Origin of the sequence: Bombella sp. ESL0385, assembly GCF_009725755.1 — a bacterium.
GTDB lineage: Bacteria > Pseudomonadota > Alphaproteobacteria > Acetobacterales > Acetobacteraceae > Bombella > Bombella pollinis.
Genome location: NZ_WNIJ01000003.1, coordinates 86,113 through 111,304, shown reverse-complemented (window position 1 = coordinate 111,304; position 25,192 = coordinate 86,113). Strand labels below are relative to the sequence as shown.

Annotated in this window: 18 protein-coding genes; 12 read left to right on the top strand and 6 right to left on the bottom strand. The window is 54.1% G+C overall.

Annotation, left to right across the window (positions count from 1 at the left end; translation table 11 throughout):
* Nucleotides 1–8 precede the first annotated feature (8 nt).
* Nucleotides 9–605 carry a recombination mediator RecR gene (recR, locus tag GM557_RS08025; RefSeq protein ID WP_099027015.1) on the top strand — a complete coding sequence of 199 codons (597 nt, stop codon included), beginning with the start codon at nt 9–11 and terminating at the stop codon, nt 603–605.
* A gap of 1 nt (nt 606) precedes the next feature.
* Nucleotides 607–1,359, top strand: a complete 753-nt coding sequence (locus GM557_RS08020; RefSeq protein ID WP_099027014.1) for an SDR family oxidoreductase — start codon at nt 607–609, stop codon at nt 1,357–1,359.
* Here the strand turns inward: GM557_RS08020 and GM557_RS08015 are convergent.
* Together GM557_RS08015 and GM557_RS08010 are read right to left on the bottom strand one after the other, a co-directional pair.
* A complete protein-coding gene (locus GM557_RS08015) occupies nt 1,295–1,993 on the bottom strand; it encodes a hypothetical protein (RefSeq protein ID WP_099027013.1) in 699 nt (232 codons plus the stop codon). The two genes, GM557_RS08020 and GM557_RS08015, sit on opposite strands and share 65 nt — an antisense overlap.
* Nucleotides 1,980–2,276 (bottom strand): FYDLN acid domain-containing protein, encoded by a 297-nt coding sequence (locus GM557_RS08010; RefSeq protein ID WP_155573835.1) that lies wholly within the window; start codon nt 2,274–2,276, stop codon nt 1,980–1,982. Before GM557_RS08010 ends, GM557_RS08015 begins: the two co-directional genes overlap by 14 nt.
* A gap of 166 nt (nt 2,277–2,442) precedes the next feature.
* Between GM557_RS08010 and aroA the strand changes: the two genes are divergently transcribed.
* The 6 genes from aroA (at nt 2,443) to GM557_RS07980 (ending at nt 14,023) form a co-directional block, all read left to right on the top strand.
* Complete coding sequence (aroA, locus tag GM557_RS08005) at nt 2,443–3,771, top strand: 3-phosphoshikimate 1-carboxyvinyltransferase (RefSeq protein WP_099027012.1); 1,329 nt, start codon at nt 2,443–2,445, stop codon at nt 3,769–3,771.
* Nucleotides 3,768–4,421: a (d)CMP kinase gene (gene cmk, locus GM557_RS08000; RefSeq protein WP_099027011.1), complete on the top strand. Its 654-nt coding sequence runs from the start codon at nt 3,768–3,770 to the stop codon at nt 4,419–4,421. Before aroA ends, cmk begins: the two co-directional genes overlap by 4 nt.
* Before the next feature lie 248 nt (nt 4,422–4,669).
* Nucleotides 4,670–6,379: a 30S ribosomal protein S1 gene (gene rpsA / locus GM557_RS07995; RefSeq protein WP_155573834.1), complete on the top strand. Its 1,710-nt coding sequence runs from the start codon at nt 4,670–4,672 to the stop codon at nt 6,377–6,379.
* 184 nt (nt 6,380–6,563) lie between these two features.
* On the top strand, nt 6,564–9,944 hold the full coding sequence (locus tag GM557_RS07990; protein ID WP_155573833.1) for a glycosyltransferase: 3,381 nt from the start codon (nt 6,564–6,566) through the stop codon (nt 9,942–9,944).
* Nucleotides 9,941–12,961, top strand: a complete 3,021-nt coding sequence (locus tag GM557_RS07985; RefSeq protein WP_230880650.1) for a glycosyltransferase — start codon at nt 9,941–9,943, stop codon at nt 12,959–12,961. Before GM557_RS07990 ends, GM557_RS07985 begins: the two co-directional genes overlap by 4 nt.
* 33 nt (nt 12,962–12,994) lie before the next feature.
* Nucleotides 12,995–14,023 carry a glycosyltransferase gene (locus tag GM557_RS07980; RefSeq protein ID WP_155573832.1) on the top strand — a complete coding sequence of 343 codons (1,029 nt, stop codon included), beginning with the start codon at nt 12,995–12,997 and terminating at the stop codon, nt 14,021–14,023.
* Between the two features lie 83 nt (nt 14,024–14,106).
* On the opposite strand, the gene GM557_RS07975 is transcribed toward GM557_RS07980, so the two are convergent.
* The gene (locus GM557_RS07975) at nt 14,107–16,827 is read right to left on the bottom strand and encodes a pitrilysin family protein (RefSeq protein WP_155573831.1); all 2,721 of its coding nucleotides are present in this window, start codon (nt 16,825–16,827) and stop codon (nt 14,107–14,109) included.
* A gap of 121 nt (nt 16,828–16,948) precedes the next feature.
* Here GM557_RS07975 and GM557_RS07970 point away from each other — a divergent pair, with 121 nt between their 5' ends.
* Nucleotides 16,949–17,479 carry a hypothetical protein gene (locus GM557_RS07970; RefSeq protein ID WP_143813650.1) on the top strand — a complete coding sequence of 177 codons (531 nt, stop codon included), beginning with the start codon at nt 16,949–16,951 and terminating at the stop codon, nt 17,477–17,479.
* 1 nt (nt 17,480) lies between these two features.
* Entirely contained in the window at nt 17,481–17,948 is a 468-nt protein-coding gene (locus GM557_RS07965; protein ID WP_196424628.1) for an MliC family protein, read from the top strand.
* 109 nt (nt 17,949–18,057) lie between these two features.
* On the opposite strand, the gene metE is transcribed toward GM557_RS07965, so the two are convergent.
* Nucleotides 18,058–20,388 carry a 5-methyltetrahydropteroyltriglutamate--homocysteine S-methyltransferase gene (gene metE / locus GM557_RS07960; protein WP_155573829.1) on the bottom strand — a complete coding sequence of 777 codons (2,331 nt, stop codon included), beginning with the start codon at nt 20,386–20,388 and terminating at the stop codon, nt 18,058–18,060.
* A gap of 209 nt (nt 20,389–20,597) precedes the next feature.
* On the opposite strand from metE, the gene GM557_RS07955 reads away from it, so the two are divergent.
* Both GM557_RS07955 and metF read left to right on the top strand, forming a co-directional pair.
* A complete protein-coding gene (locus tag GM557_RS07955) occupies nt 20,598–21,566 on the top strand; it encodes a metalloregulator ArsR/SmtB family transcription factor (RefSeq protein WP_155573828.1) in 969 nt (322 codons plus the stop codon).
* 30 nt (nt 21,567–21,596) lie between these two features.
* Nucleotides 21,597–22,475 (top strand): methylenetetrahydrofolate reductase [NAD(P)H], encoded by an 879-nt coding sequence (gene metF / locus GM557_RS07950; protein WP_155573827.1) that lies wholly within the window; start codon nt 21,597–21,599, stop codon nt 22,473–22,475.
* A gap of 60 nt (nt 22,476–22,535) precedes the next feature.
* Here metF and infC read toward each other — a convergent pair whose 3' ends face one another.
* Together infC and thrS are read right to left on the bottom strand one after the other, a co-directional pair.
* Nucleotides 22,536–23,096 (bottom strand): translation initiation factor IF-3, encoded by a 561-nt coding sequence (infC, locus tag GM557_RS07945; RefSeq protein ID WP_155573826.1) that lies wholly within the window; start codon nt 23,094–23,096, stop codon nt 22,536–22,538.
* Between the two features lie 115 nt (nt 23,097–23,211).
* The gene (thrS, locus tag GM557_RS07940; RefSeq protein ID WP_155573825.1) at nt 23,212–25,158 is read right to left on the bottom strand and encodes a threonine--tRNA ligase; all 1,947 of its coding nucleotides are present in this window, start codon (nt 25,156–25,158) and stop codon (nt 23,212–23,214) included.
* Between the last annotated feature and the right edge of the window lie 34 nt (nt 25,159–25,192).

Genomic DNA, 25,192 nt, shown 5'->3' with positions numbered 1-25,192 from the left:
CATAGACCGTGCGTATAAGCCCTGAGATTGACGCTCTTATCACTCGTCTTGCCCGCTTACCCGGCCTTGGCCCACGCTCGGCACGGCGGGCGGCCTTAGCCCTTTTGCAAGCCCCAGAGACACGTTTACAGCCCTTGATGGGGGCGATGCAGCAGGCCGCGCAGACGATTCAAACCTGCCCAGAATGTGGCAATTTGGATAGCTGTAGCCCCTGCTCTCTTTGTGCGGACCCGCAGCGTGATGGGTCTGTCATTTGTGTGGTGGAGAGTGTGGGTGATTTATGGGCGTTGGAGCGTGCAGGGATGCATCGCGGGCGGTATCAGGTGTTAGGTGGGGTTCTTTCTGCTCTTTCAGGCTGTGGACCGGAGGATTTAAACCTTGAGGGCTTGATGAAGCATGTGGAGCAAGGCGCGGTGAAGGAGGTTATCCTTGCCCTAGGGGCCACGGTGGAAGGGGCAACAACGGCTCATTGGCTGCAAGAAAAGCTCGCCCCTTACCCGGTGATTGTGAGCCGGTTGGGTCATGGCGTCCCGATGGGCGGGGCGTTAGATGTGTTAGATGAAGGCACATTGGCTGCGGCTATGTCCTCACGCAAGGCGTTATAGGATGGTGGGTCTCTCGCCCCACATGCCGCGTGTGGCGTTAGTGACGGGTGGAGCGCGGCGTCTTGGCCGGGCAATGGTGGAGATGCTGGCAGCGGAAGGGTTTGCCGTTGCTATCCATTATCGTAACAGCCGGGATGAGGCCGAAGCCCTATTGCGCCAGATTGGCGGGCGGGGCTGTGTGGTGCAGGCAGACCTTGCCGATGAGGCCGCCTTATTGCCGATGATGGAGCATGTTACCGCCCAGCTTGGCACGCTGGGGGTGCTCATCAATAATGCATCAGTGTTTGAGCGGGATGAGTTTGGCAGTGTGACGCGTCAGAGTTGGGATGCGCATATGGAGCCAAATCTCCGTGCGCCTTTTGTGCTCTCCCAAGCCATGGCGGAGGCCCTGCCAGAGGGGGCTGAAGGTCTGATTGTGAATATGTTGGACCAACGCGTATGGAATCTCACGCCGCATTTTGTCAGCTATACAGTAGCGCGCTCTGCTTTATGGAGCTTGACGCGTACGATGGCTTTGGGGTTGGCCCCACGCGTGCGGGTAAATGCGATTGGCCCCGGCCCGGTCTTGCCGGCTGCTGGGCAGTCTTTGGAGCATTTTGAGGCGATGTGCCAGCGTACACCGCTGCATCGTGGGGCAGATGTTGAGGAAATTGCGGCGATTGCCCGCATGTTCCTCATGCTGCCATCTGTTACGGGGCAGATGCTCGCCCCTGATGGGGGACAACATTTAAACTGGTCGCCCCCGGCGTTGTAACAGGCGTTAGAGCCGCGCGGTTATAGCGTTCTATCAGATACGCCAAAGGCTTGCCGTCTGCTTTGCGGCGAAGAATGGCGCGATTTTCTATGATGATAAGCGGCGGGAGGCTCCCCATAGGGCGACTCAGACGTTGGCGATAGAAATGCCCTTCCCCCACAGCGCGGCCAAAGGGTGTATGACCATCGGCTAAAAGTGTGCGTGCTTGTGGGGTGAGGCGGTCTGGTAGGTAAAGATTCCACGCTTCGGAAAGTGCCGTACCTTCACAGAGGAGGAGCACATGGCGGGTGGTTAAGTGGCCATCAGAAGGGGCGTTGAGGGCATGACGTGCCTCATTATGGAGGGAAGCCGGAGCGTCTGCGCCTAATAAGCGTGCCGTTATGGGGATAGGGCAGCGTTGTTGCAACACAGCCGTGGCACTATCGCGTTGGTTTAGCTCTTGGGTGAGGGTGGCTATTGCGGTGGGCTGTGCCATGATGGGGAGCGGAATGGCAGCGCAGCCTAGAAAATGGGCAATAGAAAAAAGCCGCACCCAAGGGAGGATACGGCTTTTGCCGGGGAGGTGCGCAAGGGCCTCCCCTTTAGGGGGGCATGACCCCGGATGAGCATGAGAGCGTGATTTAGGAGTCGTCACGCTCATCTTTATCGGTTGAGACCTCAATATCTTTGCTGATGTCATCGTCATCATCCAAATCATCATCCTCGCCTGTATCGAGGTCCACATCATCCTCGTGGTCCTCTTGGGAGAGGTTTTTGTCTTTCTCGTCTGCGAGCTCGTCCTCTTTCTTCAAGCGGGAGAGGTGGCTTGGCTGGGTTGTGCCGCATTTAGGGCAGACAACTGGCATGTTGTTGAGGTCATAAAAGCGCGCATTACAATCGACGCAAGTCCGTTTCAGACCGAGTTCTGGTTTTGCCATAATCTTGGAAGCCCGTATTGCCACAAAAGAGAAGTGTTTGGCCCATGCCACCGAAATGCCCGCCTGTCAAATCATTCATGATAAGGAAGGGGACAGACTTTTCCCTTTAGATGCTGTAACCTCGCAGAATCAAACGCTCTAAACCGAGATAATGTGACGTAAAATTATGACAGCACAACGCCCTTTGATAGTTTCCTCTGCTCCTGCTGGCTTAGCGGGGCGGGTCCGTGTGCCGGGGGATAAATCCATCAGCCATCGTGCCTTGATGTTCGCAGCCCTTGCAGAAGGACGGACGCACATTACCGGCTTATTGGAGGGAGAAGATGTTCTCCGCACGGCTGAGGCTATGCGCGCTTTAGGGGCCAAGGTAACACGCAAGGACACGCAATGGGTTGTGGAGGGCTGTGGCGTAGCTGGGCTTAAAGAGCCTGCCGATGTGCTGGATATGGGTAATTCTGGCACAGCAGCGCGGCTTTTGAGCGGTGTGCTGGCAACGCATCCTTTTATGAGCATCATGACAGGTGATGCCTCATTGCGCAGTCGGCCTATGGGGCGTGTGAGCGTGCCTTTGGCCGAGACAGGGGCGCGATTCGTCACCCGTGCGGGGCAGAAGCTGCCTATGGCTGTGGAGGGGACTGGTAAAGGCAAGCCATTGCATTATCGCTTGCCAGTGGCCTCGGCCCAAGTGAAGTCCGCTATCCTGCTCGCAGGGTTGAATTGCGAAGGAGAAACCGTGGTGGAGGAGCCCGCCCCGACGCGCGATCATACCGAGAATATGCTCCGTCATTTCGGCACAGAGGTGAAGGTGGAGGAGCTACCAGAGGCAGGGCGGCGCATCACGCTAAAAGGTCCAGCGCGTTTGGTGGCTCAGGATGTGTTGGTACCGGGGGATCCATCATCAGCGGCTTTCCCCGTTGTGGCGGCGTTGCTTGTGCCGGGGTCGTCCATTGTTATAGAGGCTGTGGGGCAGAATCCGTTACGTACAGGCCTCTTTAAAACCCTCAAGGAGATGGGGGCCTCACTAGAGATACGCGATGAGCGCATTGAGGGCGGGGAAGTCATTGGGGACCTTCATGTGCGCGCTGGGCGGCTAAAGGGTGTTGATGTACCTGCCATACGCGTGCCCTCCATGATTGATGAATATCCGATTCTCGCTGTGGCCTGTGCTTTTGCGGAGGGGACATCACGCTTGCGCGGCCTTGCCGAATTGCGGGTGAAGGAGAGTGACCGCCTCGCTTCCACCGTAGCGTTGCTAGAGGCAAATGGCGCAAAGGTGCAGGTGGAAGGTGATGATGTGATTATTGAGGGCCAAGCCCGCCTTCCCGGTGGGGGGCATGTGCAAACCCATATGGACCATCGTTTAGCGATGAGTGCTACCGTGTTAGGGCTTGCGGCAGAAAAACCTGTCCATATTGATGATACAGCGTTTATCGAGACGAGCTTCCCCGGTTTTGTGGCTTTGATGAATCATCTTGGTGCGGGGCTTACGGCATGAGCAAGCATGGCATGAAATACCCTATCATCGCGATTGATGGGCCTGCGGCGGCGGGGAAGGGGACATTAGCGCGGCAATTAGCGGAGGTACTGGCTTTGCCTTACCTTGATACCGGGTTGCTATACCGCGCTGTGGCTCGCCGTGTGCTAGACCAAGGTGGTGACCCCGCTCATGATGGGCCAGAGCAAGCCCGCCAGCTTATGCCAGAGGATATGCGCCGCGATGATTTACGCACACCAGAGGTGGATCGTGCAGCCTCTCTCGTGGCAAAGGAGCCAGAGGTCCGCGCAGCGTTGCTAGAGCGGCAACGTCTCTTTGCCCGTGCGCGTGGCGCGGTTGTGGATGGGCGGGATATTGGTACGGTCGTCTTCCCCCAAGCTACGGCGAAGTTTTTTATTACGGCCTCGCCAGAGGTCCGCGCCCAGCGGCGTTACATCCAGCGTTATGGCCAGTCTTGTACCGATTCGGCAGCGTTAGCGGCGGAAGTGGCCGCCATTAATGCGCGCGATGGGCAGGATGCCTCACGTCAAACGGCTCCGCTTCGTCCTGCGGAGGATGCTGTGCAGATTTTGACTGATGGGCTTGATGCCGCTGCCGTGTTAGAGAAAGTATGCCAGATTTTGCAGGAGAAAGGGATTATTCGGGTGTGATTTCACACTTCGTTATTGACAGTCCCCCCTCCAAGCGTGTTGTGGTGGTAGCGTAATATTACACAACCCGTAATGTTACGGCCTTATATGCCTAAAACGGGAATATAAGGTATTGTGATGATGATAACTTCCACTCCGGGTTGTGGGGTTGGGAGGAGACGTTGTTCCTTGAGGCTTCGATAGTCGGGGGAATAGCGCATAGCTGAGTGTCGGGCATAGGCTGCGACGCTCTGGAATGCTGGAAATACATGGCTTCTGCCACTCAGAATACACCGGAACACGGTAAAGAAGATTTTGCAGCCCTGTTGGAAGAGACATTGGGCAGCGACAGTGCGTTTGATGGCACTGTTGTCCGCGGTCGCGTTATCCGCCTGACGGATGACCATGTGATTGTGGATGTTGGCCTCAAGAGTGAAGGCCGTGTGGCTCTGCGTGAGTTTGGCCCGCCGGGTGCAACACCGGACATTAAGCCGGGCGATGAGTTTGAGCTGTTCATTGAACGCTACGAGGATCGCGATGGCTCCATCGTTCTTTCACGCGAGAAGGCTCGCCGTGAAGAAGCATGGACCGCACTAGAAGGCGCATTCGCTCATAATCAGCGTGTTAATGGCACGATTTATGGTCGCGTGAAGGGTGGTTTCACGGTGGATCTAGGCGGGGCGATGGCCTTCTTGCCGGGTAGCCAGGTGGATATCCGCCCCGTGCGTGATGTTGGGCCGTTGATGGGCCAGCCGCAGCCTTTCCAGATTCTGAAGATGGATCGTGCGCGTGGTAACATTGTCGTCTCCCGCCGCGCTGTGCTGGAGGAGACCCGTGCCGAGCAGCGTTCTGAGTTGATTCAGGGCCTGAAGGAAGGGATGATCCTTGATGGCGTGGTTAAGAACATCACCGATTACGGTGCGTTCGTTGATCTCGGCGGTGTGGATGGTCTGCTGCATGTGACAGATATTGCGTGGAAGCGCATTAATCATCCGTCCGAAGCGTTGCAGATTGGCCAGCCCGTTCGCGTGCAGGTGATCCGCTTTAACTCCGATACACAGCGTATCTCCTTGGGGATGAAGCAGCTTGAGGCTGACCCATGGGAGAATGTGGCTGTTAAGTATCCTGTCAATGCGCGCTTTACAGGCCGCGTGACCAACATCACCGATTACGGTGCATTTGTTGAGCTGGAACCGGGCGTTGAAGGTCTGGTTCATGTCTCTGAGATGTCCTGGACGAAGAAGAACGTCCATCCGGGCAAGATCGTGGCTACCTCTCAGGAGGTTGAGGTCATGGTGCTGGATGTCGATAGCGCAAAACGCCGTATCTCTCTGGGGCTGAAGCAAGTTCAGCGCAATCCTTGGGAGCAGTTCGCTGAGGAGCATAAAGTTGGCTCCATCATCGAAGGTGAGATCCGCAACATCACAGAGTTCGGCCTGTTCATTGGTCTGTCTGCCGATATTGATGGCATGGTCCATATGTCCGACCTCTCTTGGGATGAGTCCGGCGAGGAGGTCATGAAGCGTTACGACAAGGGCCAAGTCGTTCAGGCTAAGGTTCTTGACGTTGATGCTGAGAAAGAGCGTATCTCTCTCGGTATTAAACAGCTTCAGGAAGACCCTGCTGCCGATGTGCTGGAGCGCATTAATAAAGGTGATGTCGTAACCTGTGTTGTGACTGCTGTGCAGAGCAACGGGATCGAGGTCAAGGTTGATGATGTGCTGACAGGCTTTATCCGCCGTGGTGAGCTGGCCCGCGATAAGAGCGAGCAGCGTCCAGAGCGTTTTGCCGTTGGTGAGAAGGTCGATGCCAAGGTTGTTGGCCTAGACCGTGCTTCTCGTAAGCTGGCATTGACGATTCGCGGTCGTGAGGTTGAGGAAGATAAACAAGCCATTGATGAGTATGGTTCTTCTGATTCCGGGGCGTCTTTGGGTGATATTCTGGGTGCGGCTATTCGTCGTCGTAGCTCAGAGGACTGAGGCGTCTAACCTAAAGCAGGGAGGGGGCTTGCGTCTTTCCCCTGTCTAAGGCGATAAGGGGGTGGCCGGTTGTGGTCACCCTCTTGTTGTTTCATCCTAATAAGAGTGATAAATCGCCGCTTAGTAATGAAATGAGATGGGCATTCGCTGCATGATGCAATATTTTTGGGGCGCGGAGTTATAAATGGCGGTTATCTACAATACGAATTATACACATAATCCGAATGCCTATTTGACCCTTGCTATTCAGCGTGCGGCAGAGGATCTGTTCGGCAAAGAGAATATCTTTGTTGCTGATAATATGAGCCTTGCTGGGGTTGCGGCCTCTGGTCAGCATGACACGTTGCTTTGTATTGATGGTCAGCGGCTTAATCAGGCTTTGATTCGCCGTGTGCGTCCTGCCTTTAAGACTGTAATTTTATGGACGTTTGAAGATCCCTTTATGAGGGAGTTTAACGCCCAAGCAGCTTCGTTATTTGATTATATCTTTACTAATGATCCTTCTTGCGTAGAGGCTTATCAGGGTAAGGGGCATTATCTCCCGCTTGCGGCAAGCCAGAGTCTGCATGAGCGCAAAGTGCGGGCATTGCCTGATTGCGATTATGATTTGTTTTTTGCTGGAACAATGTGGCCTAACCGCGTACGGACCTTGCGGCGTGTTTTGGCGAGCTTTCCGGATGTTCGGTTAAAGTTAGTATGTCCCGGTAACGAGTTTTTACCCCCTCTGCCAGAGGATATTGCAGCCCTTGCTTTGCAACGGCCTGTAAGTCATGAAGCGTTTATTGACTTTGCTAATGTAAGTGCTGTCGCGCTGACGATGTTTCGTGATTATGCAAGTCATGGTGATGTCAGCCAAGCGACAGCACCCGGCCCTCGTTATTTTGAGCTGGGATTAGCGGGTACGGCGCAAGTGGTCGAAGTTGCGCCGGGGATGGATGCTAATTGCTTTAAAAGTGTAGAAGGGGTTCATCTCGCTCATAATGATGATGAGGTTGTCGAGAACATCGCACGGCTCCTCAATAATGCGGCCTTGCGGAAACGCTCTGCCGTTAGTGCTCAGGAAGCTGTTTTGAAACAGCATCTTTATGAGCATCGCTTGCAAAAAATCCAAGAGATTACAAAGGCGGAGTTTAAGCGGACTTTTCCAGCGGATGTTCTGTCCAGCCCCCGGCGTAGCCGTTTGCGTGTGTTGATGTGTACGCATTCCACAATTCATGAGCAAGTGTGGGGTGGGGTAGAGGTTTATCAGCGGGAGTTGTGCGCAGCTCTTGGGCGTGAGGTTGAGTTTTATTTCTGGTTAAGGCGGGGGGCGTTTTGTCGTCTTCTCTCTGCTAATGGGCATGAGCTAGAACGCTTTGATATTGCTGAGCATGACTGGCAAGATATTGTGTGCGATGCGCAGGAGGAGACGGCGTTCTCCAGCGTGTTGAGTCAATATAATATTGATGTTGTTCATTTTCAGCATCTTGGTCATCACGCGTTGTCATTGCCGTTAATTGCAAAAGCCAATGGGACGGGGGTGCTATTCTCCGCGCATGATTTTTGGCTTGTTTCCTCGCGTTATAACTTACTGAATCAAGATATGCGCTATGTTGAGGGGGAGTTTTACTCCGTCCTTGCAATGGATGTAATGCTCAAAATAGCTGAAGGGGTGGAATATGGCGGGGAGCAAACGCGCCGCGCCTTTATCGACCGGATGTTGCATCATGTTGATGCCATCATATTTGGGACAAACCATTCGCGTGACTTCATGCACCGGGTTTATCCTGTGCTGGATAAGAAGATTAGCTTGGTAAATGGGATTCCCAGCCCAGATGTGACGGTTCCAGTTGTTCCGAATAAATATGAGCCATTAGACCGCCGCCCTCTCGGTGTGGCGATTGTGGGTAATTTTGTACGAACAAAAGGGGCTGATACTGTCCTTGCCCTTATTGAGGCTGCCCATCCAGAGCATTTCCATTTTCATATCTTAGGGTACATTCACCCCGATTATCAGCCTGTGTTGGATGCGATGGAACGGCCTAATGTGACCGTTCATGGCCGGTATGATGTAGGTGGTACGGATGTGATGAAGCAGGCTGACGTTGCTTTGTTCTTGTCCATATGGCCGGAGACTTATTGCATTTCCCTCTCTGAGGCTTGGCAATATGGGCTTGTGCCTATTGTTACTGACGTTGGTGCGTTGCATGACCGTGTAACTGATGGGGTGAATGGTTATAAAATCCCCATTAGTCGGCCTGATATTGCTTTGGAACGATTGGAGCTTTTACGGTCTTCGGAAGAGATTCGTCATAAGATGATGAAGGCTATTGGGCCAGAGCTTTGGACGCATGAGGGTGATTATGCGGCGGGCTTGCTCAAGCTGTACCATGATCTTGCACCGCGGCGTGTCTTGGGTGTTTCGGAGTTAATGCTTGATGCAGGGCAGATCCATCTCTTGCCTATCCCATCATGGAAGCACCAAGCCCCGCCGCGGCATATTTTTGATCCACCACTTATTCGTGACCTCTCAGTAAGCTTGCCTGCACAGATTACGGATTGGTTCGCCATCCAAGGGGCGCAATGTTACTTGGATGATATTTGCCATCATGTGTTGGTTGAGGGTGCAGAGAAGACCTTTAAACCTGCTGATGAGTTTCATGTGCGTGGCTGGCTCTTCTTGCCTGATGTCAGTACCTCTGGGCAGGTCTATGTCGTGTTGATTAGTGAAGATGACCCTAGCTCGTTAATTTTCATGAAGGCAGAGCGCGAGATTCGGACGGATATTTCGGAGCTTTTCGGCAGCGAAGTGCCGCGGCGTTCTGGTTTTTCAGCGAAGGTAGCGTTGCGTGGGAAATGGTGTGAGGGACGTTACCGCATCGGCATTATCAATGTGATTAATGGTCGCGGAGCCTTCCAGCTTTTATCTTATGGGATAGAGGTGGAAGAAGGCCGGGTGCAGAAGATTCTCGCTGAAAAACCGGAGAATAGCGTCATTCTGGCTGATTTCTTCCGTGTGACAAATGGGGATACTGTGCTGCGTGGTGTGCCCTTAGCCCGCTTCCCACGGGGGCGGTTATTTGCTCAAGAACGTGGCGAGCAGCTTTATTTCTTAGATCGCTTCGAGGTCCTTGGCGTAGGGGATAAAGAGGCTGTAGCCGCCACGCCAGAGGAGGAGCGTGGGGCTTTAGCCTTGCGGGGTTGGAGCTTCCTTAATGGCTTTGGCCGTTCTGGCATGCTTTATGCAGCGATGGTGAGTGATGAGAGCGATAAAGTGGTTCTTTTCGCTTTGGAGCGGTTTGCGCGAGATGATGTGCGTATGGTTCACGGGGATGCACCGCTCTGCTCCGGTTTTGAGGGGATATTGCACCCTTGGAAAGGCCAATTACATGCGCTGACGGGGACATGGCGTTGTGCGTTGGTCAATATCATTGGGGAGGTGTTTAGCATGGTGGTGACGGACCACGTCGTGCATATGGCGGACGGGCGGTGTCAGTCTGCCCAACGTAAAGAGCCAAAGGTCCAGCATGTTGAGCGGGTGCGGGCTTTGGTGTCAGAGCTTGCTGACCAACAGCCGAGTTTATGACAGCTATGCTTCCGCCCCTAGAGACCATTCCCCAAGAGGGGCGTATCCCATGTTGGAGGAGGTTTGAGAGCGACTGGTATAGGTTACGCTACCCCGATGTGGCTGAGCTTATGGCTCAGCATGGCTATGATGATGTGCAGCGTTTTTATGAGGAAATAGGCTGCCATCGGGGCCATTCTCCTAATCGGTATTTTGATGAGATGTGGTACAGGCAGGCTTACCCGGAGGTTCGCCGTGGTCTGTTGGAGCGGCGTTGGCCATCCGGGTTTGCTCACTATTGTGCTGGTGGCTATAAGCGATGCTCCCCACATTGGTTGTTTGATGAAGCTGCCTATCGCCGCCGTTATGTCGCGTTAACGGGTCATTACCTTGCCGAGCAGGGCTTTTATAACGGGTATGATCATTACCTCTCTTATGGGGAGCAGCATGGCTTTAAGGCGGGGCCGTTTTGTGATGTCCGTCTCTTGCGGGCTATGGCGCGCCGTTATGAGGCATGGTTTGGCCCAGAAGGGTTATTAGCCTCATGGCTGGTTTTACCCTCTCATATTGCTGATGCCGCTCCAGCTTCATGGTATTTTGATGCCCCTTGGTATCTACAAACCTACCCAGAGGTGCAAGAGGCGATTGCAGCGGGGGAGTATAGTAATGCGTTGCATCATTATCTCACAAACCCCACACCGGAAGCGTTTAATCCCTCCCCGTGGTTTGATGAGGCTTATTACCGCGAGACATCGCCCGATATTCTGCCCTCTTTAGGGGGGGATGGTTTGCGTAATGGCTACGAGCATTTTGTGCGTTTTGGCGCGCATGAGGGGCGCAGCCCTGCAAAAGGGGTGGACCTTCATCGCTATAAGCAATGCCCGCTTGTATGGTTTGATTGCGATGGTGGGGTCTTTGAGAGCCCCTTTGCTCGTTTTGTGGCGGAGAAACATGGTCATGCTACACCGGCGGGGATAGATGACCCCGCAGTGTTGGAGGACCAAACACGTCAGCTTTTTCGTGATGATGCTGCGCTAGCATTGCCTCTCCTAGCACGTCAGAAGTTGGATTTCCGTGTGTGGGGGATGCCGGAGGTCAGCGTCATCATGGTGGTGCATGACCAGATAGACCTTACACTTCAGGCTCTTGCCTCTTTGCGGGGGAATTATGATGGGGCGATAGAGCTTATCCTTGTGGATTCTGGCTCTTGTGATGAAACAACGGGCTTAGAGACGCTTGTGGAAGGGGCTATCATTCTGCGCCACAAGGTCAATATTGGGTATTTGTTGGGGTGTAATGAAGCCTTGGCTCATGTCACAGCCCCGGCGGTTTTATATCTTAATAATGATGTTCGTTTGTACCCAGATGCGTTGCATCACGCTCTGAGGCGGCTTTATCGTGCGGAGACAACGGGGGCTGTGGCAGCGCGGCTTGTGCGGACGAATATGCAGCTGCAAGAGGCAGGGTCTATCATTTGGCGGGATGGTGCGACATATGGGTACCGCAGGCAGGATGACCCGAATATCCCAGAGGCTAGCTTTACGCGGGATGTTGATTATGGCTCGGCAGCGTTTTTGCTGGTTAAGGCGGGGTTGCTGCGCCGTTTAGGGGGGTATGATACGCGCTATTGGCCTGCTTATTTTGAGGATACGGATTTATGCGTTCGTCTCCAAAAAATTGGGGCGCGGATTGTGTATGAGCCATTGGCGATGGTTGAGCATTTGGAGTTTGGGAGTTCTGGCCAGAGTGGGTCGCATAGTTTGATCCAACGGCATTGGAAGGTCTTTGCCCAGCAACATCTGGAGTTCCTGCGTCATCAACAGCCTCGGCATATTCGCAATGCTCTTTTAGGGCGGGAGCGGCGCAGGCCGGATCGGCAGCGTGTGCTTTTGATAGAGGATCGAATCCCCTTGCGGGGGCTTGGCTCAGGTTATGTGCGTTCTAATGATATCGTGCGTGCGTTAGTAGCGTTGGATTATCATGTGACGGTCTTCCCCGTAATGCGCGAGCAACTGCCCGCCTTTTTGCTTTATCGGGACTTCCCAGAGGAGGTAGAGCTAGCCTTTGATCATGATATGTCCACCTTGCCAGCTTTCTTGGAGGAGCGTGCGGGTTATTATGATTTGCTGTGGGTGGGGCGGACTCATAATATGGCGCGCCTATTGCCAGTATTAAATGAAGCGAGCCGGTTTTTACCTCATTGTGGCTCTGTGTTGGATACAGAGGTTGTAGCGGCCCCAAGAACATTGTTGCAACAGGCGGTGACGGGCCTTTTGCCTGATGGAACGCCTGCGGCACCTGTTAAGGGTGAGGAGTATGAGCGAGCTTTGGATGCTCTCTTAACGGAGGAATTGCAAAGTGCCCATTACTGCCAGCAAATTATTGCCGTTACAGAGCATGATGCGGAGCTGATTCGCCGTGCAGGTTATGGCAATGTGATGGTGCTTGGCCATAGCATGGAGGTTGCGCCAACGCCACGGCCCTATGCGGAGCGGCGGGATATTCTCTTTTTAGGGGCGTTCCATAGTGAGCAGTCGCCTAATTATGATAGTATGACGTGGTTTGTAGAGGAGGTTTTGCCGCATCTAAAGGCTTTGCCAGAGGATGTGTGTTTGCATATAGCAGGCTATGTTCACCCCTCTGTTGATATGACGGCGTTAGGGCAGCATCCGCGTGTGGAAATTATAGGCCCTGTGGAGGACTTAACCGCCCTTTTTGACACATACCGGGTTTTTGTTGCACCAACCCGCTTTGCGGGGGGGCTGCCGTTTAAAGTGCAGGAAGCGGCTGCACGGGGGTTGCCGATGGTAGTGACGGACTTGCTGCGGGAGGAGGTCGGCTGGCAAACGGAGGAAAGCCTTTTGAGCGTTCCTGCTGATGAGCCTATGGCCTTCGCAGTGGCGGTAGAACGGCTATATAATGATGAGGCATTATGGCAGCGGCTTCGTCATTCTGCTTTAAAGGCTGTTCAGAAGGATACAGACCCGGAGCATTTCCGGCAGGCGTTACAACATATTGTGCAAGCCTCCTTGGGCTAATAGGGCAGAGAGAGCGAGAAAGTAGGAATTGCAATGAGCGCAGCGAAGAAACGGACCACAAATAAGGCAGCTCAAGCATCTGGTTCTGCCGAGACGCAAGGGCGTAAAGTGTTGCTCTGTAGTGGCGGACGCTATGAAAGCCATGCGAATGCTCAGGTGCGCGCGACCATCATGGATGGGTTGGAGGATTGCTTTGGCAAGGGGAATGTTGTTGCGGTTAATGTCGTCACAGCAGCCTCGGCTATCCGCGCTTTGGAGCCTACGTTGGTGTTTGCGATGGGCTCTTACTTGCCGGAGAGTACCTATTATGGGGAGATTGCGCGGGAGGCACGCCATGTAGGGGCGGTAACGGCCTTTTGGGCAACAGAGGACCCATACGAGCAGGATGCGAGCTATCAAATCGGGTATGATTTTGACGTCATCTTCTCGTGCGACCGCTGGGGGCATAATTTTTATCAGCGTGATAGGGTTTTTCATTTGCCTTTAGGGGCGTGCCCTAAGCTGCATTATGTCCCGCTGGAGCGGAATACGGACAAGACGATTGATGTGCTATTTTGTGGTGTGGCGTTTAGCTCACGCAAAGAGGTGATTCGTAATTTGATGCCTCTACTGCAACAGTTGAATATCCGTATCATCGGGCCGGGCTGGGGCGAGATGGGGATTGGCTTTTCTGATGCACGAATTGAAAAGCAACAGCTTATTGAGCTTTATAGCCGCTCCCGCCTTGTGTTGAATCTAGGGCGGTCTCTGCATTTTGAGAATAAACGCTTCGTCATTGCCCCTTCCACACCAGGGCCGCGGACCTTTGAGGCTGCAGCGGCAGGGGCCTTCCAAGTCTTTCATGAGGAGACTTATGAATTACGCCGCTATTATGATGCAGATGAGATTCCCGTTTTCTCCAACCGGGATGATTTTGAGCGGATTATAAGCCGGTATTTGCGTGATGATGATTTACGTTTTGAGATGGCTAAAAAAGCGCAGGAGCGCACGATGAAGGAGCATCTCTACGGCCATCGCATCCGCCAAGCGGTGGAATATCTTAAAGCGGAGAAGCTGCTTTAAGCTGTTTTGCGCTAAAGGGAGTAGCGATGGAAAGGGCACCCGCTGGGGGTGCCCTTTTTGTTATGGGGTTGTTATGGGGCTGCTTAGTGCTGCGGCTTTGTGTGTGGGGCTGGCCCCATGATGATACGCGCCATATCCGCCGGGCGGACCCATTTAGCAAAAGCTTTCTGCACATCTGCGGCACTGAGTTCATATACAGCTTTCGCAGCTTGGTCAGGGCTATCAAGTGGGAGGCCGAGGTCAATGAGGGAGAGCCATTGCCCAGCAAGGGAGCTAAAGCTGGCGCGGCTCATAGGGAAGTTACGTAGCAAGCTGGCCTTGGCGAGGTCTAGCACATCGGCAGAGACGGGTGTTGTCCGCAAGCTTTCAAGGTCTTTTAGTGCAAGAGCTTGGGCGGCGGAGACTTTAGCGGGGTCTGCTCCAAAGGTGATGGAGATGGTACTGCGCGTACGGCTATAATTAAGCTGGCTACCCACACTATAAACATACCCCGTGCGGACGCGGAGGTCCTGCATTAAGCGGGAGGAGAAGCCATCCCCGAGGATGGTATTGCCAACGGCAAGAGCGTGACGGTCTGGGTTGGTGATAGTCAGGCCCAATGTTTCAGTCAATGTAACATGGTCTTGGGAGCGACCCGGGTCCGCTACCACGGCTTGGCTTGCCCGGCTGAGGGGAACAGCTGGGAGGTCTAGTCTAGGGGTGGGGCCTTCGGCCTTCCATCCCCCAAAAGTGGCCATGATTTTTTGGCGTGCTTCCTCTGGGGTGATGTCGCCAATAATGACGATGGTTGTAAGGTCTGGCCGGTAGGCTTGTTTATAGTAGCTTTTGACATCTTCAAGGCTAAGAGCGCGGATGCTCTCTGGTGTTGCCTCGCGGAGTGTGGGGTCCGTAGCGGGGACGAGGGCCTTACGCACCGCACGGCCAAAATGATGGGCCGGGGATTGGAGTGTCCCTTTCTGGCTACGGGCTTCTTGCTCCCGTGTGATGCGGAAGGCGTCCTCTGGGAAGGCAGGGTGAAGCTCATGTTCCGCAAGGAGGGACAGCCCTGCTGGGAAGGATTCCGTCAATGTGCTGAGGGTGAAGCTGCTCCCAGCATTTTCCTCAGCCGAGATGTCGTCCAACGCACGGGCAAGGGCCAAGCGGTCATGCTGTGTGCTGCCATAAAGGAAGAGTTGATCGGTCAGAGAGGCAACGCCATCCTTCCCCTGCGGCTGTTGTAAGGAGGGTGTCTGGCGGATTGTGCCGTAAAGCTCAATGGTGTGGCTAACATGCTCAGGCTGAACAATCAGCCGCAGCCCATTTGGTAGGATTGTCGCATAAGGTTGGGGTGAGGCTGGGGGCAGGCTCAGCCGTGCGAGGGCTTGCTCGGCCCAATCAGGGAGGGTGACATGCTCTTTGGGAGGATTAGTGAAGGATTCTGCCCCGCCAAAGCCTTTATCAGCCAAGGGCTTGCCGGAATTGCTCGGGGTGAGTGTGGCACTAATAGCATGGTCAGGCTTTAGCCATTCCTGCGCGAGGGCATCAATCTCGGCCTTTGTAACGGTTTGGAAGGCGCGGATCATATCGCGTGGGTTGTGTAGATGTTGGATGGCAACAGCTTGTGACCAGCTTTCAGCCTGCCCGCTAATGCTGTTGGCATTAAACTCCAATGCGGCAATTTCGCGCCGCCGGGCAGCCTCGATGAGGTCTGCGGGGAGGCCCGTTGTGCGGTAATGCTCCATAATTGCGGCCATTTGGGCCCGGAGGGGGGCTGGGTCACCCCCTTGGGGGAAGGCGGCATAGACGGTGGCAATGCCGCCTTGGGCGTCTGGGTCGTATAAAAAGCCAGTCTCTAACGCTTTGCCTTGGGGAACGAGGGCAAAAAGGTCGCCTCGCTGGCTGGAGAGTACATCAGCCAGCAAGGTGGCAGCAGCAAAGCGCGGGTCACGCTGGCCGGGCATTTGCCAGGCGCGTGTGACTAACCCCACAGGGAGGTCGGTCGGCAAGGCAAGCTCATGCGGGGTGACGGGCTTGGGGGTAAATTGTGGGCGCGCAGGCAGAGGGCGCGCGGCCAAAGCCCCAAAGGCCTTCTCAACAAGGGCTAAGGTGTGGGTTGGTTCAACATCCCCCGTGATGATGAGGACGGCATTATTGGGGGCATACCAATCTTTATAAAATTGCCGTAATTGCTCAACCGTTGTGGCATCGAAGGAAGGACGGCTGCCAAGGGCATCAGCCTCATAAGGTGTGCCTTTATAGAGCAAGCCGCGCACTTGCGACATATAGCGATAAATGGGGCTGGAAAGGTCGCGTGAGACTTCTTGCTCAATCGCGCCGCGCTCATGAGCCCATTCATCTTTGCTGAGGGTGAGGCCTTCCATCCGCCCTGCCTCAATGCGGAGGAGAATGTCTAAATCACTTGCAGGGGCTGTGAAGTAATATTGGGTGACATCCGAGGTTGTATCGGCATTATCATTATTGCCTAATCGTGCGCTGAGGGTAGCAAGCTGGTCCCGGCTTAAGGTTTGGGAGCCATTGAACATCATATGCTCTAGCGCATGGGCCGTACCGGGGAAGCCAGCCGGCGCATTGACCGAGCCGACCTCATAATTCATCATGGTTTGCACGACAGGGGCGAGGTGGTTCTGGATGATGATAACCCGCAAGCCATTTTTGAGAGTCGCGCGGGTGACCCCGGCTTCATCCTGCTGTGTGGTCTGCGGTGCGGTGGGGGCCGGTTGCGCAAAGGCCGCATAAGCTGGGAGGCCGCCTGCTAGGAGAGAGGCTGCTAATAAAGCAGAGCGGAAGAGTGTAGGCCGGGGCATGAGGTATATATCCTTTGATGACAAGGAGAGGCGGCTTATCGTTAAGAGGAGGGGTTTATTATCCTCCATCTCTATAAGGGATTATGCTAGGCAATGCTGGCATGGAATGGAAGAGGGCGGAATGAAAGCAGATTTTCTAAAAGCGATTGATGATTTTATTTTGGATAGGCTGTTTCAACCTCTGGTGGACCGTCTGCCAGAGGAAACATCCGCTTGGAATATCGGCATCAGTTTTGAGCTTGGGTCTGTTCTTTTACAAGTTGTCTGCCTTTTAGCTCCGTTACTCCTCTACGGGGCAACGCTGGGTGAAAGTGTGGAAGCTATTTTGGTGCTGCTTTGTAGCATCATGTTGTTTATTGGCTTCCAGCGGTTCCAGACCTTAGTAAGGCCGAATATGATGAACCCTCTAAGGCCGATGATGTATAGCTTGCGTGTGGTGTGTCTTGGGTTTTTGCTCTACGAGACCATCTCGCTATTTGTGGGGGCAGCCAAGCCACAAATGTGGTTATGGGACCGCTTGGGCTTATTATCGCAGCTGACTTTCGTTGTGGGGCTGTATTTTATGGCATGCCAAATGCCCCCGCCCGGTGCGCGTCAGGCGCGTAAACGCCGCACAGTGATAAAGGGAGTTGTGTCTGATGGGGTGCAGTAAGATGCTGAAACAGCAAAGTCGTTTATGGTTATGTGGGGTTGCGGCTTTCATGTGTGTAAGTTCTATGGCCATGGCAAAGCCTGCCCATAAGGGGGAGAATCATTTGCTCATCCCCCTCCCAGCGGATGAAACAGTCGGGCGGCAGGATGTGACCTATAATTGCACTGTGGATAATGAGAAGGCCGGGGATGATGTCCGCTCTTTACGGACTTCCCTGCCAGCAAAGCCGTTTACGGTCACATATTATAGTGCGGATATTATGGCCCTTGCCATATTGCCTGTGGATGGACGGGTGATGGTGTTTGCCAATGTTGTCGCTGGTGATGGCGCGAAATATGTCGCAGACCGCTATAGCTGGTGGTCCAAAGGCGATGAGGTCACGTTCGCTCGGGAGGATAAAGAGGGTACGGCTTTTACCTGCCATGTTGTGCCTTCTGGTAAAAGCGATAAGCCAACATCAAGCCATTAAGTCTATTATAGGATGGGTCCATTAAAAAAGGCTCTTTCCCATTAAAGGGAAGAGCCTTTTTGCTGTGGGGGAGGGTTGATGACACCCCTCCCTCAGCTTACTGCCTGCGTTAACCGCGCAGGATCTCGGCAGCTTTGACCATGTTAGCAATGGCCGGGCGGACCTCTGCCCAATTACGGGTCTTGAGGCCGCAATCAGGGTTCACCCAAAGTTGACGGCGGGAGACCTTCTTCTCCGCAGCACGGAGTAGCTCGACCATTTCCTCCACAGAGGGGACGCGGGGGGAGTGAATATCATACACACCCGGCCCAATCTCAGAGGGGTATTTATGGTGAGTAAAGGCCTCTAGCAGCTCCATTTTGGACCGTGCTGTCTCGATGGAGATAACGTCAGTATCCATAGCGGCGATGGCTTCGATAATGTCGTTAAACTCGGAGTAGCACATATGGGTGTGAATCTGCGTCTTATCCTGCACACCGCTGGCAGTGATGCGGAAGCTCTCCACAGCCCAATCCAGATAATGTTGCCAGTCTTTACGGCGGAGGGGGAGGCCTTCGCGCAGGGCGGCTTCGTCAATCTGGATGACGCCACAACCGGCTTTTTCTAGGTCTTGCACTTCATCACGGATGGCAAAGGCAATCTGACGGCATGTCTCAGAGCGTGGTTGGTCATCACGCACAAAGGACCAGTTGAGGATGGTGACAGGGCCCGTCAACATGCCCTTGACCGGCTTTTTGGAGCAAGATTGGGCATATTGCCACCAATCTAGCGTCATTGCGGCGGGGCGGGATACATCACCAAAGATGATGGGCGGGCGCACATAGCGGGAGCCGTAAGATTGTACCCATGCATGTTTGGTAAAGACAAAGCCGGAGAGCTTCTCACCAAAATATTGCACCATGTCGTTGCGCTCAAACTCACCATGAACGAGCACATCCAACCCAACCTCTTCCTGCCATTTGATGGCGGATTCTGTCTCCTTCTTGAGGAAGGCTACATAATCTTGTGTAGAGAGTTCCTTCTTCGCATGGCGGGCACGGGCTTGGCGTACCTCTTTGGTCTGCGGGAAGGAGCCGATGGTCGTTGTGGGGAAGAGCGGCAGCTTGAGGGCGTCTTCCTGCGCTTTTTGGCGTGTAGGGAAGGGGGATTGACGCTGGGTTAGCTTTGCATCTTTTTGAGCAGCACGTTTTTTGACTTCCTGATTATGGATGCGTGTGGAGGTCTTACGGCTCTGCACGGCAGCATCGGAGGCATCTAAGATGGCTTTTACGCTCTCATGCCCCTGATTAAGGGCTTTGGCAATCGTAGCCAGCTCGGCAATTTTCTGCACAGCAAAGGCGAGCCAGTTTTTAACCTCTGCATCCAGCTGTGTTTCACGCTCTAGGTCGATGGGCGTATGGAGCAAGGAGCAAGACGGTGCAACGATGATGTCCCGTTTCTCCGCAATCGGGGCAATTTGTGCGATAATTTTGGAGAGGTCTGCCTTCCAGATGTTACGGCCATCAATCACACCGAGGGAGAGCAGCAAGTCCGGCCGCGCTTTTGCGACAACGTCATTAAGTTGCTGTGGAGCGCGGACGAGGTCGATATGTAAGCCTTGGACAGGCAGGGAGAGGGCAGTCTCTAGGTTATCGCCTAACCCACCGAAATAGGTTGTGAGGAAGAGCTTGATGCCGGGTACTGCTTTATTCAGGCTCTGATAAGCATGAGCAAAGGCTTTACGGGCGGCATCATCAAGGTCCAGCACTAAAGTTGGCTCATCAATCTGGACCCATTCTGCCCCGGCTTGGTGCAATGCTTGGAGGACCTCATGATAAACAGGCAGCAAAGCTGGGAGTAAGTCTAGCTTATTAAAGGCAGCCCCATGCGCTTTACCGAGGAGCAAGAAGCTAACGGGGCCAAGCAGAACAGGGCGTGTCTCAATCCCTTGGGCCTTGGCCTCTTTATAATCATCAATAATTTTGGTGGAGGAGAGGCGGAAGCTTTGCCCCGCTTTAAACTCCGGCACCAGAAAATGATAATTAGTGTCGAACCATTTTGTCATTTCCGCCGCAGGAACATCGGTTGCGTGTTGATGCTGGCAGGAACAATCATGGGATTGGCCATGAGCGGGATGCTCGCCAGAGACCTGACGACCACGGGCCATGGCAAAATAGGTGGTGAGGTCCACCTTGCCGCCTTTATGGCCGTAAATCTCCGGCACAGCCCCAACAAGTGCGCTGGTATCTAACACATGGTCATAAAGGGAGAAGTCGTTAGAGGGGATAATATCCGCTCCTTGCTCCTTCTGGCGGGTCCAATTTTCTTTACGGAGGGCTGCGGCGGTTTCGAGCAGTTCAGCCTCGCTGCTGTTACCAGCCCAGAAGCTCTCAAGGGCTTTTTTTAGCTCACGGCGACCACCGATACGGGGAAAGCCCAATGTGGCGACACGTACGGTCATGACATACCTCCTGGCGTTTTGGTGGAGGGAAGCCCCCACCAGTAAGAATGAGACTGCTCGTGTAAGACAGCCATGGAAGATTACGTCCAACCGCTTTTTTGCTTTCAACGCGGCGGGGTGATCTCTCTTCGGCCATTAGAAGTGGCAGGGCTTTTTTAATGTGTCAATATGTATTGCATATATAATGAAATCGTTATATATGCTCTCACATGGATCGTGCTCTTATCATCTTTCAGGCTCTTGCAGAGCCAACACGTTTGCGAATCTTACGCTTATTGCGTGAGATGGAGTTGTCTGTCGGTGAGCTGGCTCAAGTTTTGGGCCAGAGCCAGCCGCGTGTCTCTCGCCATGTTAAAGTATTGGCGGAGGCGGAGTTGGTGGAACGCCGCAAGGAAGGGAGCTGGGTTTTTCTCGCCTTAGGAGATGAGAATGACCTAGAGCCCATCTTTGCCGCGTTGGACCATTGGCGGCGTTATCATGAGGAAGAAGATGACGAGACAGGCCGGGCTGACCGTCAACGTCTCCAAGCTGTGCGGAATGTCCGTATGGGTGAGGCAGAAGATTGGTTTGAGGTCCATGCCGCGGAATGGGATGCGATTCGCTCCCTTCATGTCTCGGAAGATTCGGTCGAGTCGGCCATTATAGAGCTTGTCGGACCGGGGCCATTGGGGCGCGTGGTGGATATTGGGACAGGTACGGGGCGCATGTTGGAGCTTCTCGCCCCACGTTGTGAGAGTGCCATTGGGTTTGACCGTAGCCCTTCTATGCTCCGGCTAGCGCGTGTGAAATTGGAAGATGATCGCACGGCTGATGGTGAGGAGATTAAGTTACGGCAGGGGAATTTTTATGCTCTGCCGTTAGCAGCAGGCTCGGCTGACCTGACGATTTTGCATCAGGCCCTGCGTTATGCACAGCATCCGGCGGCTGTGATTGCCGAATCGGCGCGGATTTTAAGCCCTGGTGGGCGTTTGCTGGTGGTGGATTTCGCCCTGCATGACCGTGAGGAGCTCCGTACGCGGGATGCGCATATGTATCTCGGTTTTAGTGATGAGCGCATGCAGCAATGGTTTAAAGCGGCTGGGTTGGAGTTAGACCCGCCTCTCTCTTTGGATGGTGAGTTGACGGTTAAGCTTTGGATGGGCCGCCTGCCGTTACATCAGGATTCGAAAACGCGATAACTTACATTTATTTTAGAAGGAACGGACGTCATGGCTGAGGTCTCATTCGAATTTTTTCCCGCTAAGACGGACGAGAAAGCCGCGGCTTTATTGCGGGTAGCGCAGCGTCTTGCTGCCTATGAGCCACGCTTTATGTCCGTTACATACGGGGCGGGTGGGTCCTCGCGGGAGCGTACGTTAGAGGCGTTACGACAGATGGTAGAGGCATTGCCTATCCCATTGGCGGGGCATCTTACATGCGTTAATGCCGCTAAAGGTGAGGTGGATGATGTCGCCCGTGCTTATTGGGACCTAGGGGTAAAGCATATTGTGGCGTTGCGGGGTGATGCCCCGGTTGCCAAAGGTGAGGCCCCAACGCCTTATCGCCCGCATCCAGAGGGGTATCATTATGCAGCAGACCTTGTAGCGGGGCTGAAGAAGATTGCCCCTTTTGAGATCTCTGTTGCGGCATACCCAGAGACGCACCCCGAGGCGCAATCGGCGCAGTCTGATATTGAGCATCTTAAAGAGAAGTTTGATGCGGGGGCCGATAGGGCGATTACGCAATTCTTTTTTGACCCAGAATGTTTTTTGCGCTTCCGGGATCGTGCGGTGAAGGCGGGGATTAATAAACCCATCGTACCGGGGATTTTGCCTATTGGTAAGGCGGCACAAGCATGGCGTTTTGCCAAAATGTGCGGGGCTTCTGTCCCGGAGGAGTTAAAAACGCTCTTTGAGGGGGTGGATGACCTCCCCCCTATTCGCACGCGCTTGAGTGCCGTGGTGGTGGATCGCCTCTGCCAGCGTTTGCGCGCGGAAGGGGTGGAGCATTTCCATTTTTATACGCTCAATCAAAGTGTCCCTACCTCTACCTTATGCACTTTATTAGGGCGGCAGCGGTCGCATCCACTTGTGGAGCTTGCAAGCTGATAGAAACTAAAAAACCCGGCCTTATAAAGGACCGGGTTTTTTATGGAGCAAGTACAAAGCCTACTTTGTATCCCGCTGTTTGCTTGGGGCCAGAATCATAATCATCTGACGATTTTCCAAGCGAGGGGTTTGCTCAGCTTTAGCAATATCATCCACAGACTCGCGGATGCGGTGCATCATCTTAGAGCCAAGCTCCTGATGAGCAACCTCACGGCCTTTAAAGCGGAGAGAGACCTTAACCTTATCGCCTTCCTCTAAGAAGGAACGGACAGCCTTCGCCTTGGTCTGGAAGTCATGCTCGCCGGTACCGGGGCGGACCTTGACCTCTTTAATCTCAATGACCTTTTGCTTTTTGCGGGCCTCGTTACGCTTCTTTTGCTGTTCATATTTGAACTTGCCGTAATCGAGAATCTTCGCCACCGGAGGCTCGGCCGTAGGGCTGATTTCCAGCAGGTCTAACCCTTCAGAAAAAGCACGGGAAAGAGCCTCTCTTGTTGACATAATGCCAACCATCTCGCCTGCGGCATCAATAACGCGCACCTGCGGCACTCGGATCTCTTCATTAACGCGCGGCCCTTCGCGATTAGGGGCGGCGGGAAACGGCGGTCTAGCTATGGTCATCTCCTGTCGATGTTAGGGCCTCATCCGATACAAAACGGTGAGGGGTCTCAAACTTTCTGTTTAGATTCATACCCCCCGTGCGGGTACGGCGCAAGGGGGGAGGATGGACTGCGTATCAGGCTGTTTTCTGCTGCATAGCGCGGAGGAGGTCCGGCGGTGTTGCCTCCTCCTGCAAGGCGGGGAGGATCTCCTCAAAAGGGAGGACCTTTTGGGCTTGCTCCCCAAGGCGGCGGAGGCTGACTGTACCTTCCTCTGCCTCACGGCGGCCAACAACGAGGATGACTGGTACACGGGCAAGGCTATGCTCACGCACCTTCGCATTGATTTTCTCATTGCGAATATCAGCCTCCGCATGCAAGCCCGCTTTTTGCAGACGTGCGGTAATCTCTTGGGCATAATCAGCGGCATCCGTCACGATGCTCGCTACCACAACTTGCGTTGGGGCCAGCCAGAGGGGGAACTTCCCGGCATATTGCTCAATGAGGATACCAAGGAAGCGTTCAAAACTCCCCAAGATAGCGCGATGGAGCATAACGGGCCGGTGGCGGGCACTATCTTCACCAATATAAGAGGCATCTAGCCGCTCTGGCAGAACATAATCGACCTGCAATGTCCCACATTGCCAGTCGCGCCCGATGGCATCAGTCAGCACGAACTCCAATTTCGGCCCGTAAAAGGCACCTTCGCCGGGGTTTAACTCATACTCTACCCCAACCATTTCGCAGGCACGTTTTAAGGCTCCTTCGGCACGGTCCCAGACCTCATCAGAGCCAGCACGGGCTTCAGGTCGGTCGGAAAACTTGACGCGGAAGCTCTCAAAGCCAAAATCTTGATAGACCTCGCCTAGCATAGTGACGAAGCGGGCCGTTTCTTCAGCGATTTGGTCATCCGTGCAGAAGATATGCGCATCATCCTGCGTAAAGCCGCGCACACGCATAATCCCATGCAGCGAGCCGGAGGGTTCATAGCGATGACAGGCCCCGAACTCAGCCATACGCAGCGGCAGCTCTCGGTAAGAGCGCAAACCATGGCGGAAAATCTGCACATGGCAAGGGCAGTTCATCGGTTTGAGGGCGAGGGTCTTATCCTCATCCTCCACTGTGGCGATGAACATATGCTCACGATATTTATCCCAATGGCCGGAGGCTTCCCACAAGGTGCGGTCCACAAGTTGAGGGGTGCGGACTTCTTGATAGCCGTTTCGGTTCTGGGCGCGGCGCATATAATCTTGCACCGCTGTGTAGAGCCGCCAACCTTTTTGATGCCAGAAAATCTGCCCTACGGCTTCTTCTTGAATATGGAACAGGTCCATATCCCGGCCAATGCGGCGATGGTCGCGTTTTTCGGCCTCTTCTAGGCGTTCTAGATAGGCTTTAAGCTCCTTTTTATCGCGCCATGCTGTGCCATAGATGCGCGTAAGCATGGGGTTGCGATGGTCCCCCCGCCAATAAGCCCCGGCCACCCGCATGAGCTTAAAGGCATTGCCAACATCCCCTGTCGTGCGGAGATGCGGCCCACGGCAGAGGTCTAACCATTCCCCTTGGCGGTAAATGGAAATCTCCTCACTCTCTGGCAGGTCGCGAATCAATTCGGCCTTAAAGCTCTCACCGCGTTCCTCAAAGAAGGCAATGGCCTCGTTACGGTCCCATACCTCTCGTGTGAAGGCATCTCCACGGGCGATAATCTCGGCCATTTTGGTTTCGATGGCGTCAAAATCGGCAGGGGTGAAGGGCTTGTCGCGGAAGAAGTCGTAATAAAAGCCGTCTTTAATGCTTGGCCCGATGGTCACTTGCGTCCCCGGCCAGAGGGCTTGCACAGCCTCGGCCATGACATGGGCAGCATCATGGCGAATCATCGGGAGGGCATCTTCATCTTTGCGGGTGATGAAACGAACAGCACTATCCTGCGTGATGGTAAAGCCTATATCCACAGCCTTGCCGTCAACCTCCATCGCGATGGCCGCACGGGCTAAACCTGGACCAATGGAGTCGGCGATAGTTGTCCCTGTCACTGCCCCATCGAAGGTGCGAATGCTTCCATCGGGTAGGGTAATGGCGGGCATGAAAGGACTCCTTGGTCAGTCATCATCAAGAGGG